Source organism: Streptomyces sp. NPDC006283 (assembly GCF_040613325.1).
In the GTDB taxonomy this organism is placed as follows: Bacteria; Actinomycetota; Actinomycetes; order Streptomycetales; family Streptomycetaceae; genus Streptomyces.
In genome coordinates this window covers 1-15,095 of sequence record NZ_JBEXRZ010000048.1, presented here as the reverse complement: position 1 = coordinate 15,095, position 15,095 = coordinate 1, and the positions used below count along the sequence as shown (strand labels likewise).

The 15,095-nt window shown below is 70.0% G+C and carries 16 protein-coding genes; 14 read left to right on the top strand and 2 right to left on the bottom strand.

The features are described from left to right. Nucleotides 1-61: 61 nt before the first annotated feature. From ABZ070_RS13160 to ABZ070_RS13145, 4 genes are all read left to right on the top strand, one after another. Nucleotides 62-223 (top strand): hypothetical protein, encoded by a 162-nt coding sequence (locus ABZ070_RS13160; protein WP_356633055.1) that lies wholly within the window; start codon nt 62-64, stop codon nt 221-223. Next, nucleotides 213-416: a DUF6257 family protein gene (locus tag ABZ070_RS13155; RefSeq protein ID WP_356633053.1), complete on the top strand. Its 204-nt coding sequence runs from the start codon at nt 213-215 to the stop codon at nt 414-416. The genes ABZ070_RS13160 and ABZ070_RS13155 overlap by 11 nt, the downstream gene beginning before the upstream one ends. 92 nt (nt 417-508) lie before the next feature. Beyond that, entirely contained in the window at nt 509-2,587 is a 2,079-nt protein-coding gene (locus ABZ070_RS13150) for a cell division protein FtsK (RefSeq protein WP_356633051.1), read from the top strand. A 420-nt stretch (nt 2,588-3,007) separates the two neighbouring features. Then, nucleotides 3,008-3,196: a hypothetical protein gene (locus tag ABZ070_RS13145; protein ID WP_356633049.1), complete on the top strand. Its 189-nt coding sequence runs from the start codon at nt 3,008-3,010 to the stop codon at nt 3,194-3,196. 47 nt (nt 3,197-3,243) lie between these two features. On the opposite strand, the gene ABZ070_RS13140 is transcribed toward ABZ070_RS13145, so the two are convergent. Further along, nucleotides 3,244-3,579 carry a DUF6233 domain-containing protein gene (locus ABZ070_RS13140; RefSeq protein WP_356633047.1) on the bottom strand — a complete coding sequence of 112 codons (336 nt, stop codon included), beginning with the start codon at nt 3,577-3,579 and terminating at the stop codon, nt 3,244-3,246. A gap of 433 nt (nt 3,580-4,012) precedes the next feature. On the opposite strand from ABZ070_RS13140, the gene ABZ070_RS13135 reads away from it, so the two are divergent. The 4 genes from ABZ070_RS13135 (at nt 4,013) to ABZ070_RS13120 (ending at nt 8,423) form a co-directional block, all read left to right on the top strand. After that, nucleotides 4,013-4,891, top strand: coding sequence for a DNA primase (locus ABZ070_RS13135; RefSeq protein ID WP_356633045.1), 879 nt, complete (start codon nt 4,013-4,015; stop codon nt 4,889-4,891). 3 nt (nt 4,892-4,894) lie between these two features. Continuing rightward, entirely contained in the window at nt 4,895-6,370 is a 1,476-nt protein-coding gene (locus tag ABZ070_RS13130; RefSeq protein WP_356633043.1) for an ATP-binding protein, read from the top strand. A gap of 480 nt (nt 6,371-6,850) precedes the next feature. Further along, on the top strand, nt 6,851-7,078 hold the full coding sequence (locus ABZ070_RS13125; RefSeq protein ID WP_356633041.1) for a helix-turn-helix domain-containing protein: 228 nt from the start codon (nt 6,851-6,853) through the stop codon (nt 7,076-7,078). A 79-nt stretch (nt 7,079-7,157) separates the two neighbouring features. Next, complete coding sequence (locus ABZ070_RS13120) at nt 7,158-8,423, top strand: site-specific integrase (RefSeq protein WP_356633039.1); 1,266 nt, start codon at nt 7,158-7,160, stop codon at nt 8,421-8,423. A gap of 75 nt (nt 8,424-8,498) precedes the next feature. Here ABZ070_RS13120 and ABZ070_RS13115 read toward each other — a convergent pair whose 3' ends face one another. Continuing rightward, entirely contained in the window at nt 8,499-9,860 is a 1,362-nt protein-coding gene (locus ABZ070_RS13115) for a glutamine synthetase family protein (protein WP_356633037.1), read from the bottom strand. 224 nt (nt 9,861-10,084) lie between these two features. Here ABZ070_RS13115 and ABZ070_RS13110 point away from each other — a divergent pair, with 224 nt between their 5' ends. The 6 genes from ABZ070_RS13110 to ABZ070_RS13085 all read left to right on the top strand — a co-directional run bounded on the left by ABZ070_RS13110 (nt 10,085) and on the right by ABZ070_RS13085 (nt 14,957). Continuing rightward, entirely contained in the window at nt 10,085-10,489 is a 405-nt protein-coding gene (locus ABZ070_RS13110; RefSeq protein ID WP_356633035.1) for a winged helix-turn-helix domain-containing protein, read from the top strand. Between the two features lie 8 nt (nt 10,490-10,497). Beyond that, complete coding sequence (locus ABZ070_RS13105; RefSeq protein ID WP_356633107.1) at nt 10,498-10,740, top strand: hypothetical protein; 243 nt, start codon at nt 10,498-10,500, stop codon at nt 10,738-10,740. A 195-nt stretch (nt 10,741-10,935) separates the two neighbouring features. Beyond that, a complete protein-coding gene (locus ABZ070_RS13100; RefSeq protein WP_356633033.1) occupies nt 10,936-13,062 on the top strand; it encodes an MMPL family transporter in 2,127 nt (708 codons plus the stop codon). A gap of 108 nt (nt 13,063-13,170) precedes the next feature. After that, complete coding sequence (locus ABZ070_RS13095; RefSeq protein WP_356633031.1) at nt 13,171-13,545, top strand: hypothetical protein; 375 nt, start codon at nt 13,171-13,173, stop codon at nt 13,543-13,545. Between the two features lie 66 nt (nt 13,546-13,611). Next, entirely contained in the window at nt 13,612-14,259 is a 648-nt protein-coding gene (locus ABZ070_RS13090) for a DUF3105 domain-containing protein (protein ID WP_356633029.1), read from the top strand. A 5-nt stretch (nt 14,260-14,264) separates the two neighbouring features. Beyond that, nucleotides 14,265-14,957 carry a DUF305 domain-containing protein gene (locus ABZ070_RS13085; protein ID WP_356633027.1) on the top strand — a complete coding sequence of 231 codons (693 nt, stop codon included), beginning with the start codon at nt 14,265-14,267 and terminating at the stop codon, nt 14,955-14,957. Nucleotides 14,958-15,095: the final 138 nt, after the last annotated feature.

Here is a 15,095-nt window from a genome sequence, read left to right as displayed (position 1 = left end):
CCCGGACATCACCGGGGCGGGTGGGGAGTCGGATAGTCCGGCCCGGACGGGAGAAGTGACCGTGACCAGCAAGGAATTTCGCGACAAGGCCGAGAACCTGCTCACGAGTTGGCACCCGGCGGACATGCCGCGCGGCGTCGTCGAGCAGGCGGCCGTGTGGGCGCAGCTCGCCACCGCCGCCGCCATCGAGGAGCAGGGCCAGGCGGTGCGCGATGCCGCGTGAACCCAAGCTCACCACAGGCGAGAAGGCCAAGCTCGTATGGCTCACCGCCCGGATGGCCAAGCGCGGCATCGCCGACGACCGCGTGAACGGTGGCCGTGTCCACCAGGGCGACCTGCAGCGCAAGTTCGACCGCGTCCTGGAGCAGGCCCGCAAGCGCGAAGAGCGCGACGCCAAGAAGAACGGCGCCAAGTAGCTGTGCCCCGGGGCGGTCGACAGCCGCCAAGCATCCCGGCCGCCCCGGGCCCCTTCCCACCACCCTTTTCGAGCAGCAGGAGAGACCCCAGCATGACCGACACCCCTTCGGCCGCGCACCTGCGGCCCGTCCCCGACATAGACCGCGACGACGATGCGCCGGCCGCGCCGCTGCCGGTCGACAACCCCAACCTTCCGGACCCGAAGGTGAGCATCGAGAAGCGCAAGCCCGTGCTCGCCGGATGGCTCACCAACCGGCGCGACTTCCTGGCCACCGCCCGCCACGCCGGCCCGAACCTTGGCTACGCGACCCTGTTCCATGGCGTCCGCCTTCCCGTCTACGCGGGCCGCCTCGCGCTGATGTCGCCGCGGGGCGCGTGCCGGTTCATCGCGTCCACCAACCGGTGGGTGTGGGACCGCGAGGCTGCCCCGCTGCGCGCCTTCGCTGTGCAGACGGAGGACGTGGAGGAGTACATGCGCCTGGCCCGGCTGAGGGCCGGACGGGTGCGGCTACGTGGGCTCGTCACGCTGGTCGCGGCCGTATTCGGAGTCGGGTTCGCCCTCTGGCTCTACGTCCTGGCACCCGCGTTCCTGTACGCGTTCACCGCCGGCGGCGTACTGCTGCTCGGTCTCGGTGGCCAGCAGCCGGACGCGCCGGTCGTCGGCCCGGCGGTGCTGAAGACGGAGGTGCAGAAGCTCACCGGCTCCATCGTGCTCCGGGGCCTGGACTCGATCGGGAACGCGAAGATCACCGCCGCCATCAAGAAGGGCGGGGACATGAACGGGCTGCGGTTCGTCTCGGAGATCGTCCGCGACGGGCCCGGCTACCGTGCCGACCTCGATCTCCCCTACGGCGTCACTCCCGAGGACATCATGGAGGCCCGCAAGCCCCTCGCCTCCGGCCTGCGTCGCAAGACCGGCTGCGTCTGGCCCTCCCCTGACCCGGAGCAGCACGAGGGACGGCTCGTTCTGTGGGTTGGGGACAAGCCGATGAACGAGACCACCAAACCGGCCTGGCCGCTCGCGAAGACTGGCACGGTGGACCTGTTTCGGCCGGTGGTGTTCGGCAACGACCAGCGCATGCGCGACGTGGCCGTCACCCTCATGTTCGCCTCCGTCGTCGTCGGGTCGATTCCGCGGATGGGCAAGACGTTCCTGATGCGGCTGTTCCTGCTCATCGCCGCCCTTGACCCGCGGGCCGAGGTGCACGCGTTCGACTTCAAGGGCACCGGCGACTTCGGCGCCCTCGAACCGGTCTGCCACCGGTACCGGGCAGGCGAGGAGGACGAGGACATCGCCTACGTCGTCGAGTCCCTGCGGGAGCTCAAGGAAGAGCTGCGGCGCCGGGCAAAGGTCATCAAGTCCCTGCCGCGCTCGCGCTGCCCGGAGTCCAAGGTGACCCCGGAGCTGGCCGCCGATCGGTCGCTGGGGCTGCACCCGATTGTGGTCGGGTTCGACGAGTGCCAGGTTCCATTCGAGCACCAGGAGCACGGCAAGGAAATCGAAGCCATCTGCACCGACCTGGTCAAGCGCGGCCCCGCCCTGGGGATCGTGGCCATGTTCGGCACCCAGCGGCCCGACGCCAAGTCCCTGCCCACCGGCATCAGCGCGAACGCGGTGCTGCGGTTCTGCCTCAAGGTCATGGGCCAGCCCGCCAACGACATGGTCCTCGGCACCTCGATGTACAAGTCGGGCTACCGCGCCACCATGTTCTCCCGATCCGACCGCGGTATCTGCTGGATGGCCGGCGAGGGCGACGACCCGCGCATCGTCGCCTCCGCGTTCGTGGACGCCGTCGCCGCCGAACGCATCGTCGCCCGCGCCCGCCAGGCCCGCGAGGAGTACGGCAACGTCACCGGCCACGCCATCGGCAACGGCCCGGAGAAGAGCAATGGGTCGGACATCCTCGCCGACGTCCTCGACGTGATCGCGGACGGCGAAAAGGCCGTCTGGTGCGAGCGCATCGCCGCCCGGCTAACCGCCCACACCCCCGAGACCTATGCGGGGTGGGAGGGCGAGAACGTCACCGCCGCGCTCAAGCCCTGGGGCATCAAGCCCGGCCAAATCTGGGGCCAGACCGACACCGGCGAGGGGGCCAACCGGCGCGGCATCAAGCGCGCCGACGTCGCCGCCGCCATCACTCGCCGTAACGCCGATCGGTCCGCCGCCTAGCTCAAGCAGCGCTGCTAGACCTAGCACCCGCGCCTGCTAGGTCTAGCAGCCCCGCTAGCAACCGGTAGGGCCGCTGATCAGCGCACTAGCGTCTAGCGGCCCACCTGCGAAAACCCCCGAACCCCGCCCCGTGAAGGGATGTGAGCCCCCGTGGCTCTCGCTAGCCTCGCCGTCCTACTGATCCTCGCCAGTTACGCAGCGTTGTGCGCGGTCAGCCCGTTCGGGCCCTGCCGCAAGTGCCGAGGAACCGGCATTCGACAGGTCCGCCGGGCCGTCAAGGTCTGCCGCCGCTGCCGAGGACAACGCCTGCGGCTGCGCATCGGCCGCCGCCTGCTCAACACCGGCCGCAGCATCCAGCGCGTCGGCACCCGACCCCACCGACCCACCATCCGCCCCTGACCCGGAAGGGAGACCACCGGCATGGCCGTGACCGTCTCGCTCGTCCTGCTCTTCGGACTCGTCCTGTTCTTCCTGCTCCGCTCCCACAGCCTCAGCGCCGGAGCCGCATTCACCGCCGCCGGGTTCGGCTTCTTCCTCGCCTCCACCGGCGCCGCGACGCCCATCAACCAACTCGCCAACGCCGTCATCAACGCCATCCCCGCCCTGTAGAACCCCCGCGCACCACGACGACAACCCTCAGACGGAATAACAGTCGTTCATTCCAGCATCCCGAGCTCGCTGTCGGGGCGGCAGAACTGGCACGCCTCCACGTTCTCCGTGAGCAGCCGGCGCGCCTCGATCGGCGGCACGGGCTTCGTCCGCTTCGCCATACGGCAGTCGCCCACATGGACCTCGAACGGGCGGCGGTCCTCTCCGATGCCGTGAGAGACGACGAACCCCGGATCCTTGGGCGGGCGTGTCCGTTCGGCGCGGCCGGCCGTGGCGGCGCGCTGCTCCTCCTGCGCGATCCATCGGTCGGTCTGCTGGAGCTGCTGCTGCTGGACACGACGCAGGAAGCGCAGCAGCTCAAGACGCGGAACAGAATCGGACACATATTCGATTCTATGCCGGGGGCTCCGGCAGGCGCCGTGCGAGTCTCATGATCAGCTCGTCGGCCGCAGCCGCCCCGCCGCCGTCCTTGTCGGCGACGGGCTGGAGCAAGCGAAGCACCGCATGCCCCTCCCGATCGTGAGCAGCAATTCCCGGTGGCCAGGTGCGTAGAGCTGCTCGTCGAGATCCATGCCCGACCAACCCACGACGCAGGCCGACGGTTACGACTGCGTCCGAACCCGGCCAGCTCACCCTGGCCCGGTAGCTGACTGCTGCCGCTCCGCGCCAGCCCCGCCGCGAGTACCCGCCCCAGGGGACCCGACGGCTACAGCAACCAACCGCCCTTCTGACACGCCGAGAGCGGCCCCACTCACGCCAATGAACCGGGGCCGCTCTCGTCTGCCAGCACTCTCTACGGAACTGGAGACATCCAGCATGACCCAACCCACTGCCATCCGGCGAGCACCCGACCGCAGGCCGCGCGCTCTGACCACTGCGCTCACGCTCGCCCAGGTCGGCATTCCGGTGTTGCCCCTGCGGGCGGGCAAGGTCCCGTTCGGGAACTGCCCCGACTGCACGGGCGGCGCGTGCGGCGGGCGGCCGAACATGAAGACCGCCGGGCGCTGCCGGTGCCCACGCGCGTGCCACGGCTGGGCCGCCGCCGCCACCGACCCCACCGTCATCACATCACCCGCGTGGGCGCCGATGTGGCGCACGGCCGCCGCCATCGCCTACCACCCCGCCGGGGCCGGGCTCACCGTCGTAGACCTTGACGACGCGCCTGCCGTCGCCTGGGCCCGCACCACGCTCCCGCCGACGCGCATCGTCGCCACCACGCGCGGCGAGCACTGGATCTATCTCGGCACGATGCGGTCGGTGAACGCCGTCCGGGCGGGCGTGGACATCAAGTCCACGATGGCCTACGCCCGATGGCTCGGCCCTGGTACGGGCACCATGGCCAGCCTGCCTGACGCTGTCCGCGCCCTGGCCGTGAAGAAGTCCGGCCCGGCCCGGCCCACACACACGGCTGGCACCATGCCCGCGCTCGCCGGGGGTGGGGAGTGCCGTCACCTCACGCCGGTCTACCTCGAGCGTGGCATCGCGATGGCGGAGCAGCGCATCACCGAGGCCCGCACCGCAGTTCACGCCACCGTGTACCGCACGTTTCTCGCCGTGCTGTCCGTGCACGGCCGGTGCGGCTGCCTGACCGACATCCACATCGGGCGGCTGTTCACCGCCGCGCAGGCCAAGGGCGAAAGTGCCCGGCACTGCACCGACGCGTGGGCCAATGCCCGCACCGCACTGGGGATGTGAGCCATGTCCGACGAAGAGAAGACCCCGGCCCGCGAGGTCATCACCGACTACGCGCAGGCCCACTTCCGGTACTTCCGCACCGCAGACGGGACCGTCTACGCGCAGAAGAACGGCCACCCTGTGGCGCGGCCGATCCGCTCGCAGGGCACGACGGGCAGCCACCGGCAGGAACTCATGGTCGGCCTGTTCAAGGACGGCATCGGCGTGTTCAACGGCACCGCCCTCAAGGAAGCACTGGACCTCATTGAGGCACTGGCGCTGACCGAGGACACCCAGCCCGTCCATATCCGCGTGGCGCCAGGGTTCGACGGCGCCACATGGCTCGACCTCGGCCGCGCCGACGGGCAGTCGGTCCGTATCCACCCCACCGGCTGGGACATCGCTATCCCGGACCCGCGCGAAGTGTGCTGGCGGCGCACCCAGCTCACCGGGGAACTGCCCCTGCCGGCCAAGGACACCGACGGCAAGGGAATCGACCTCCTCCTACGGCTGTGCAACTTCGCCAACGCGGAGACCGAGTGCCTGGCCATCGCTTGGCTCATCGGCTGCCTTGAACCCTCCGTCCCCGTCCCGGCCCCGTTCCTCACCGGCCCCCAAGGCGCGGGCAAGTCCACCGCCGGGCGGATGCTCGTGCGCATCATCGAGGGCATGAGCGGCGACCTGCGCCGCGCGCCGAAGGACGAGGAGAACCTGACGGCGGCCGTCGCCGCCGGGTGGGTCACCGCCCTGGACAACCTCTCCCACATGACCCCGGACCTGTCCGACGCCATGTGCTGCATCGTCACCGGGGCCGAAAACGTCAAGCGCGCCCTGTTCACCGACGGGGACGTCTTCCGCGCCCGCTACCGCCGCCCGATGCTGCTGACCGGCATCGACGTCGGCGTCATCCGGCCCGACCTCGCCGAACGCCTCCTGCCGCTGCGTCTGGAACGTCCGCGCGTGCGGCGCACCGAGGCGGAACTGTGGGCGGAGTACGCGGAGGTTCTGCCCGTCATTCTCGGCTCGCTCCTGGACCTGACCGTGAAGGTGCGGGCCGCCGAGGCGGACATCCCGACCGACCTGCGGATGGCCGACTTCGCGCACCTGTGCGCGCAGCTCGACGCGGCGACCGGCTTCGGCTCGCTCAACGCCTACCGGGCCAGCTTGGACGACCTCAACGACGACGTCATCGAAGGCGACCTCCTGGCGCAGACCGTACTCAAGCACGCGGCCGGCATGGTGCCCGGCGAGGAGACGCGGATGACGTCCTCGGAGTTGCTGCACGCCCTCACCGGCCTCTACAGCGGCGAGGAGTGCCGTCCCCTGCCCAAAGGCTGGCCCGCGACCGGCAAAGTCCTCTCCGACCGCCTCAAGCGCCTTCAACCGACCCTCGCAGCCCGGGGCATGCTCATCGACTGGGGCCGCACCGGCACCGCTCGCTACATCGAGATGACCCGCCCGCCCGAGCCGGCCGCACACCAGCAGCATGCGCTGCATTGACCTGCAGCAGCACGACGGTGCCTGGTGCGGACAAGCAAGAAGAGCACCCGGCCCCGCGCCGAGGCGTGCTCCTCTTGTAGTTCGGCGGCTCGCCGCCGCTTGATGGTCGCGCCGCGAAGCGGTTCCCAATCACGCCCTTAAGCCGCGCCACACCACAACAGACACCCCTCCCTTTGTCTTAAGGGAAGAGACGCTGCGTCACCTGCGTCACCTAGGGGCACAAAACGGCCCCCGACCTGCCACAACGGGAGTGACGCAGAAGGCGGCGGCTGCGTCATTCCGCGTCATCTGCGTCATCGGTGACACAGGCCCTGCGTCACCGATGACGCACCCACGATGCGCCACGTCACAAGAAACCACAGGTCAGACGCGCGCCGTGACGCAGGTGACGCAATGACGCAGAAATCGGCACCTCGGACACACGCGACCGCCTGAAAGGCGCCGCCCCCAGCCTCGCAAAGCTCTTCCGGAGGACATCCAGTGACCGACTCCGACCCTCGAGCCACGCTCCGGGCCAACCTCCCCGACCGCTACCTCACCCCCGAGGACATCGCCGCGAAGTTCTCCGTCCCGATCGAAACCGTCTACCACTGGCGCAAGCAGCGCACCGGCCCGCCCGGCTTCCGCGTCGGCCGCCACGTCCGCTACGACCCCGCCGCCGTCCGCGACTGGGTGGCCCAACAGAGCGACGCCAACGCCGCCGCCTGACAACGCCTGCCCCTTCAGCCCGGGACGCTCCCACCAGAGCGTCCCGGGCTTTCCCATGCACCGAGAGGACCACAGCCGCATGGCCGGCCACATCCAAGACCGCTGGTTCAAAGCCGACACCGGCCCCGACGGCAAACCCGTCCGAGTCCGGACCGACCGCTACGGCCTCGGGCTCCGCTACCGCGCCCGCTACATCGGCCCCGACGGCACCGAGAAGTCCAAGAGCTTCCCCGACAAGCAAAAGCGCCTCGCCGAAAAGTGGCTCGCCCACACCGAAAGCGACATGTCCCGCGGCCAGTACATCGACCCCACCGCAGGCCGAACCACGTTCCGCCAGTACGGAGACAGGTGGCTGGAGTCCCAGTCGACGGATCCGACGACGCGCACATCCGTGGCCGTGCAACTCCGGCGCCACGCATTCCCCTACCTCGGGACGCGACCACTCGATTCGTTCCGGCCGGAGCACATCCGCGACTGGCTCAAGGAGCTGGAGCCCGTGCTGCCCGTGTCCTCGTATCGGCGCGTCATCTTCGCCAGTGTGTCGTCCGTGCTCGCCGCGGCCGTCGATGACGGGCTGCTCGCCAAGAACCCCTGCAGGTCTCGGTCGGTCCGTCCGCCGGCGCCGGTACCGCCCAGGGTAAGACCGTGGACTCCGGGGCAGCTGCTCGCCGTGCGCGCCGCACTGCCCGCGCGGTACCAGGCGATGGCCGACATCGGCGGCGGGTGCGGGCTTCGGCAGGGTGAGATCTTCGGTCTGGCAGTGGAACACGTCAGATTCGACACCGGGTGGCTGCACGTCGCCAACCAAGTGAAGGTGGTCAACGGTCACCTCGTGTTCGGCCCCCCGAAGCGCGGTAAGGAGCGCGATGTACCGCTCCCCCGGCACGTCGGGCAAGTCCTCCAGGAGCACGCAGAGGAATTCCCGGCTGTCGACGTCGCTCTGCCCTGGTTGAAGCCCGAAGGACCGCTCGTCACGAAGCGCTTGTTCTTCTCGCTCAAAGGTGGCGGCGCCGTCCGGCGTACCGACTTCAACACTCGAGTGTGGAAGGTCGCCCTCGCTCAGGCCGGCATCATCCCGCAGCCCAGGGATGGCGAGCGGCACCAGACCGCCCGTGAGCACGGGATGCATGCGCTGCGGCACTTTTACGCCTCCGTCCTCCTGGATGCCGGCGAGAACATCAAGGCGCTCAGCACATACCTCGGTCACAGCGACCCGGGGTTCACGCTCCGGGTGTACACCCACCTGATGCCGAGCAGCGAGGGACGGACCCGCCTGGCCGTGGACGCCATGTACGAGGCCGCGGGTTCGACTCCGGACGGCCCAGAGACGGCCCAGGGCCGGTGAGACAGCTCAGGGCCGACGGTTTCCGACCGTCGGCCCTGAGCACACGTCCGCTGCCGGAACGCCGCTGACCTGCGCCTACAGCACCGGCAGGGACTTGCGCAGCTCGAAGGCGGTGACCTCGGAGCGGTACTCCTCCCACTCCTGCTTCTTGTTGCGCAGGAAGAAGTCGAAGACGTGCTCGCCCAGTGTCTCGGCGACCAGCTCGCTGCGCTCCATGAGGTCGATCGCCTCGCCCAGGTTCTGCGGCAGCGGGGCGATGCCCATCGCGCGGCGTTCCGCGTCGGAGAGCGCCCAGACGTCGTCGTCCGCGCCCGCGGGGAGCTCGTAGCCCTCCTCGATACCCTTCAGGCCGGCCGCCAGCAGGACCGCGTAGGCCAGGTACGGGTTGCATCCGGAGTCCAGGGAGCGGACCTCGATGCGGGCGGAGCCGGTCTTGCCGGGCTTGTACATCGGGACGCGGATCAGGGCCGACCGGTTGTTGTGGCCCCAGCAGATGTACGAGGGGGCCTCGCCGCCCGCTCCGGCGCTGCGGGCCGAGCCGCCCCAGATCCGCTTGTAGGAGTTGACCCACTGGTTGGTGACGGCCGAGATCTCGGCGGCGTGCACCAGCAGGCCGGCGATGAAGGAGCGGCCCACCTTGGAGAGCTGGTACTCGGCGCCGGACTCGTAGAAGGCGTTGCGGTCGCCTTCGAAGAGGGAGAGGTGGGTGTGCATGCCGGAGCCGGGGTACTCCGAGAACGGCTTCGGCATGAAGGTGGCCTGCACCCCCTGCTCCAGCGCGACCTGCTTCATGACCAGGCGGAACGTCATGATGTTGTCGGCGGTGGAGAGCGCGTCCGCGTACCGCAGGTCGATCTCCTGCTGGCCGGGCGCCCCCTCGTGGTGGCTGAACTCGACCGAGATGCCCATGGACTCGAGCATCGTGATGGCCTGCCGGCGGAAGTCCATACCCACGTTCTGCGGGGTGTGGTCGAAGTAGCCGGAGCTGTCCGCGGGAGTGGGCCGGCTGCCGTCGACGGGCTTGTCCTTGAGCAGGAAGAACTCGATCTCGGGGTGGGTGTAGAAGGTGAAGCCCAGGTCCGAGGTCTTGGCGAGGATGCGCTTCAGCACGAAGCGCGGGTCCGCGAAGGACGGGGATCCGTCCGGCATGAGGATGTCGCAGAACATCCGGGCCGTGCCGGGGGCTTCCGCGCGCCAGGGCAGGATCTGGAAGGTGCCCGGGTCCGGCTTGGCGATCATGTCGGACTCGTAGACGCGGGCGAAGCCCTCGATGGCGGACCCGTCGAAGCCGATGCCCTCGTCGAAGGCCTGTTCCAGCTCGGCGGGTGCCACGGCGACCGACTTGAGGAAGCCGAGCACATCGGTGAACCACAGGCGTACGAAGCGAATGTCGCGCTCCTCGAGCGTACGGAGCACGAATTCCTGCTGCTTGTCCATTTCCACCCATCCTTGCCGGTCACGGCGCGTACCTGCTGTGTCGAGCATCCCATCCGCGGGTTTCGGGGACGTTGCGCACGCGGCTGTGCCCATTGTGGGTCAGGGCCCACCCCGAGACGACCCTGAGGCCCCCCTCACTCCCCCCGGACATGTGTCAGGTTTCTTTGACACCCCCTCCCGGGTGCGTCAGTCTGAACTGACAGGTACGGACGAGGGGGACGGCGATGAGCGAGAACCCGGCCCCGCGTGAAGGCCCCGGGCCCACCGGCGACCAACTGCTCAAGATCCTCTCCGCCCTCGGCAACCCGCATCGGATGCGGATCGTGGCAGCCCTCCTCGACGGGCGGGACTACGTGAGCCGGCTGGCGCGGGAGCTCGGCATCGGACGACCTCTGCTGCACATGCACCTGCAGCGTCTGGAGGCCGCCGGGCTGGTCGTGGGCGAGCTGGAGCTGTCCGACGGCGGCAAGGCGATGAAGTACTTCGAGCTGACGCCCTTCTGTCTGACGCTGACGCCCGACGTCGTGGCCGCGGCGGCGAGGACTCTGCCCGACGAGGAGCAGGACGCGGAGAAGGACCCACAGAAGGAGGAGAAGGACCCGATGAAGACGAAGGAGACGGCGAAGTGAACGCGAACATGGTCGGAGCGGTCGGATCCGCCGGCTTCTTCCTCCTCTGCATCGTCATCGTCTGGCAGATCGCCGTGACATGGCGGGCCCGCTCACTGGCCGCCCGTGACGCGGCGTACCGCGAACTGGCCGTCAAATACGCGCAGTTGCTGGAGGACAGCACGGAGCTGCACCGGCGCAACCTCGAGGAGCTGACGCAGACCCGCATCTCGCTCGCCTCGATGGAGAAGATGATGCGCGAGATCGAATAGGCGTCCCGGCCCGTTGAACGGACCGGCCGAACAGGGCCGTACCGGCCGGTTGATACGGCCGGGAGCTGCAACTCCCGGCCGTATCCATGGAGCACACAACCCACGCACTTCCACCCACTCCGCGACAGGTCTGCGAAGCCTCACGCCGCGGTGCGGGTCCCGTGCGCCCAGAACTCCACACACAGGAGATTACTCATGAGAGCGCTGCTGAAGCGCCTGGCCGGTGCGCCGGGCGGCAGTCGCACCAAGTGGCTCGTCCTCGTCGGCTGGGTGATCCTCGCCGTCGCACTCGGCCCGCTCGCCGGCAAGCTCGGCGAGGTCGAGGAGTCGGGACCGAACGCCTTCCTCCCCCACGGCGCCGAATCCGCGCAGGTCAACACGGAGTTGGAGAAGTTCCGGACAGACGCGCTGATGCCCGTCGTCACCGTCTACAGCAGTGAGCGGACGGTCGGCGTGCCGGCCCGCGCCAAGGCGGAGGCGGACCGGGCCGCCTTCTCCGCGTTCGCCGCCAAGGGCGAGCGGGTCCCGCCCGTGCTGCCGTCCGAGGACGGCAGGGCCCTGATGGTCGTCGTACCGCTCTCGTCGGAGGACGGACTCGGCGACAAGGTCGAGGAGATCCGCAAGATCGCCGGCGCCAACGCGCCACCCGGCCTCGATGTGGAGGTCGGCGGGCCGGCCGGTTCGCTGATGGACCAGGTCGCGGTCTTCGACACCCTCGACGCCACATTGATGATCGCCACCGGTCTGGTGGTGGCGTTTCTGCTGCTGGTCACCTACCGCAGCCCGGTCCTGTGGCTGTTCCCGCTGCTGTCCGTCGGCTTCGCCGCCGTCCTCACCCAGGTCAGCACCTATCTGCTGGCCAAGTACGCGGGCCTGCCGGTCGACCCGCAGAGCGCCGGCATCCTGATGGTGCTCGTCTTCGGTGTGGGCACCGACTACGCCCTGCTGCTCATCGCCCGCTACCGCGAGGAGCTGCACCGCCAAGAGGACCGGCACACGGCGATGAAGCTCGCGCTGCACCGCTCGGGCCCGGCGATCCTCGCCTCCGCGGGCACCATCGCGGTCGGCCTCGCCTGTCTGTCCCTCGCCGACATCAACTCCTCGCGGTCCCTGGGGCTGGTCGGCGCGGTCGGCGTGGTGTGCGGCTTCCTGGCGATGGTCACGGTGCTGCCGGCGCTGCTGGTGATCGCGGGCCGCTGGGTGTTCTGGCCGTTCGTGCCCCGGCACGGCACTCCCGCACGCAAATCCGTCACCGTCTGGTCGCGTATCGGTGCCATGGTCGCTCGCCGGCCGCGCTGGTCGTGGCTGATGTCCGTCGCCGTCACGGGCGTGCTCGCGATCAGTGCCTTCGGCATCAGCATGGGCCTCACCCAGTCCGAGATGTTCCAGGACAAACCCGAGTCGGTCGTCGCCCAGGAGCGGATCTCCGCGCACTACCCGTCGGGCGCCTCCGACCCCGCGACGGTCGTCGTGAACGCCGGGCACACCGACGCCGTCGAGGCCGCCGTCTCCCGCGTGGACGGGGTCGCCCGGGTCGACGACGGCGAGCGCACCCCCGACGGCCGGCTGGCGACCCTGTCCGTCGTTCTGGAGGACGCCCCGGACAGCGACGCCGCGAAGGACACCGTCGACGCGCTGCGCTCCGCGGTGGACCGGGTCGAGGGGGCCGACGCCCTGGTCGGCGGTACGACCGCGCAGACGCTGGACACCCAGCGGGCCGCCGACCGCGATCTGCGGACCGTCGTGCCGGTCGTGCTGCTGGTGGTGCTGCTCGTCCTCGTGTGGCTGCTGCGGGCGATCGTCGCGCCGGTCCTGCTGCTCGCCACGGTCGTCCTCTCGTACTTCGCGGCGCTCGGCGCCTCGAACCTCCTCTTCGAGCACGTCCTCGGCTTCGCCGGCGTCGACTGGTCGATCCCGCTCATGGGCTTCGTCTTCCTGGTCGCCCTCGGCATCGACTACAACATCTTCCTGATGCACCGGGTCCGGGAGGAGTCGGAGCGGTTCGGCCACCTCCGCGGTGTGCTGGAGGGGCTGACGACCACCGGCGGCGTCATCACCAGTGCGGGCGTCGTGCTCGCCGCGACGTTCGCGGTCTTCGCGGGGCTGCCGCTGGTGACCATGGCGCAGATGGGCGTCATCGTCGGCATCGGCGTCCTGCTCGACACCTTCCTGGTCCGCACGGTGCTGGTGCCGGCGCTCGCCCTCGACCTGGGCCGCTGGTTCTGGTGGCCGGGGCGGCTGTTCCGGGCAGGCCCGAAAGGTCTTGCCGCGGACGTGGTGAACCCTCCGTCGCCGGCCGGCCGCGCGCCCGAGCACGTCTGAGGAAACAGATCCCGCAGGGCCCCGTCGCGTCGCGGCGGGGCCCTGCGCTGTCGCTGTTTGCCGCCCGTTCGGGGCAACGGAGGCGCGCGCCTACTACGATCTGCGGCCATGGGGGGTTCGCGGACCGACCGCCTCTCGCGCACCGCGCGTCCCACGGCTCTGCTGAGCGCCGTGGCGACGCTCCTCGGCGCGCTCTTCATCTGCCTCGGCCCGGCGGGTCCGCACCACAGCGGCGAGACGGCATTCCAGGCGCACCAGCCCGGGTCGCCTTCCGTCTACAGCTGCCCGTACGACGACGGCGGCTGCGGAATGCTGCCGGTGCTGAGCCCGGCGGTGCTCACCGCGCCGCCGCTGGACGCCCCGGTGGCGGCGGGCACCCGGCCCCCGTATCCGGACCTGCCGGCGAGCGCCGGCGGGCCGGACCGTTCCGGAGTGCTCGCACGCGCCCCGGACCTGCACGTCCTTCAAGTGCTGCGGACGTGACACAGCCGCACGCCTTGCACGCATCGCTGAACCCATTCCGCAGACCTCACGAAGGACGACGCCACCATGGCTTCCCGTAACACCACCAACGACCGCCGGGCCCGGATAGAGCAGATGCGCCGCGCCGAGCAGTCCCGCGAGCGCCGCAACCGCATCCTCACCATCGGCATCAGCGGCGTCGTCGTCGCCGGCCTCGTCGGCTTCGGAGTCTTCGTGCTCAACAAGGAGTCCGAGGAGAAGGAGCAGCGCGTCGCCGAGGCCAAGGCCCCGGTCAAGGAAGAGAAGTCCTGGGACGCGAAGAAGCTGGGCCGCAACCACGTCGAGACGGCCGTCACCTACGAGATGAAGCCGCCGGTGGGCGGCGACCACCACCAGGTGTGGATGAACTGCAACGGCGACGTCTACAAGGAGCCGATCCCGGACGTCAACGCCGTCCATTCCCTGGAGCACGGCGCGGTGTGGGTGACGTACACCGACAAGGCCGCCAAGGCCGACGTGGACGAGCTCACGAAGATGGTCAAGAAGACGCCCTACTCGCTGATGAGCCCCTACAAGGACCAGCAGGGCGCGATCATGCTGAGCGCCTGGGGCAAGCAGGTCACCGTCGACTCGGCCGACGACCCGCGGGTCAGCCAGTTCTTCACCAAGTACGTGCAGGGCGCGCAGACGCCCGAGCCGGGTGCGGCGTGCACGGGCGGACTGAGCGGCAAGTGAGGGGTATGACGCGAACGCACTGGGCCGCCGTCACGGCGGTCGTGCTCGCGCTGCTGTTCGCGGGGGCCGCCACGGTGGCCTCCGCGGGGAACGGGCCGGGGTCCGGGTCCGGGTCCGGCGGCGGTACGCCGACGACGGCGTCCGCGGACGCCGGCTTCGCCCGTGACATGTCGGTCCATCACCAGCAGGCGGTGGAGATGTCGTTCATCGTCCGCGACCGCACGCAGGACGAAGAGGTGCGCAGGCTCGCGTACGACATCGCCAACACCCAGGCCAACCAGCGCGGCATGATGCTGGGGTGGCTGGACCTGTGGGGTCTGCCGAAGATCTCCGCGGACGCCGAGCCAATGGAGTGGATGACCGCGGGGCCCGAGGCCGGTGCGTCCGGGCACGGCGGGCATTCCGCCGGGCCCGGGGCGGGCGACGGCACCGACGGCGGGGCGCTGATGCCCGGCATGGCAACCAAGCCCGACCTGGAGCGGCTGGGCAGGCTGAGCGGCAAGCAGGCCGAGATCCTCTATCTGCAGCTGATGATCATCCACCACAACGGCGGCATCGCCATGGCCAAGGGCTGCGTCGAGCAGTGCGCGGTCGGTGTGGAGCGCGACCTCGCCCAGGGCATGGTCGACGCGCAGGCTTCGGAGGTGGAGCTGATGGTCGACCTGCTGCACAAGCGGGGCGCCGAGCCCCGCACCTGACGCGCGACGGGGGCGGGGGCGGGGCGGTGGCCCTGCGGGGCTGCTCCCCCTCCCCGCCCCTTCCCGATACCGGGGCAAGCCCCGGGGCCCGTACCGCGCTCCGCGCGGTGTCCCCCGGCGGGGCTGACTTTGTCAGCC

What these genes read in the sequence shown, in the direction of transcription:
- ABZ070_RS13155 (WP_356633053.1), top strand. Translation starts at nt 213, where the DNA reads ATGCCGCGTGAACCCAAGCTCACCACAGGCGAGAAGGCCAAGCTCGTA.
- ABZ070_RS13150 (WP_356633051.1), top strand. Translation starts at nt 509, where the DNA reads ATGACCGACACCCCTTCGGCCGCGCACCTGCGGCCCGTCCCCGACATA.
- ABZ070_RS13145 (WP_356633049.1), top strand. Translation starts at nt 3,008, where the DNA reads ATGGCCGTGACCGTCTCGCTCGTCCTGCTCTTCGGACTCGTCCTGTTC.
- ABZ070_RS13135 (WP_356633045.1), top strand. Translation starts at nt 4,013, where the DNA reads ATGACCCAACCCACTGCCATCCGGCGAGCACCCGACCGCAGGCCGCGC.
- ABZ070_RS13130 (WP_356633043.1), top strand. Translation starts at nt 4,895, where the DNA reads ATGTCCGACGAAGAGAAGACCCCGGCCCGCGAGGTCATCACCGACTAC.
- ABZ070_RS13120 (WP_356633039.1), top strand. Translation starts at nt 7,158, where the DNA reads ATGGCCGGCCACATCCAAGACCGCTGGTTCAAAGCCGACACCGGCCCC.
- ABZ070_RS13115 (WP_356633037.1), bottom strand. Translation starts at nt 9,860, where the DNA reads ATGGACAAGCAGCAGGAATTCGTGCTCCGTACGCTCGAGGAGCGCGAC.
- ABZ070_RS13110 (WP_356633035.1), top strand. Translation starts at nt 10,085, where the DNA reads ATGAGCGAGAACCCGGCCCCGCGTGAAGGCCCCGGGCCCACCGGCGAC.
- ABZ070_RS13105 (WP_356633107.1), top strand. Translation starts at nt 10,498, where the DNA reads ATGGTCGGAGCGGTCGGATCCGCCGGCTTCTTCCTCCTCTGCATCGTC.
- ABZ070_RS13100 (WP_356633033.1), top strand. Translation starts at nt 10,936, where the DNA reads ATGAGAGCGCTGCTGAAGCGCCTGGCCGGTGCGCCGGGCGGCAGTCGC.
- ABZ070_RS13095 (WP_356633031.1), top strand. Translation starts at nt 13,171, where the DNA reads ATGGGGGGTTCGCGGACCGACCGCCTCTCGCGCACCGCGCGTCCCACG.
- ABZ070_RS13090 (WP_356633029.1), top strand. Translation starts at nt 13,612, where the DNA reads ATGGCTTCCCGTAACACCACCAACGACCGCCGGGCCCGGATAGAGCAG.
- ABZ070_RS13085 (WP_356633027.1), top strand. Translation starts at nt 14,265, where the DNA reads ATGACGCGAACGCACTGGGCCGCCGTCACGGCGGTCGTGCTCGCGCTG.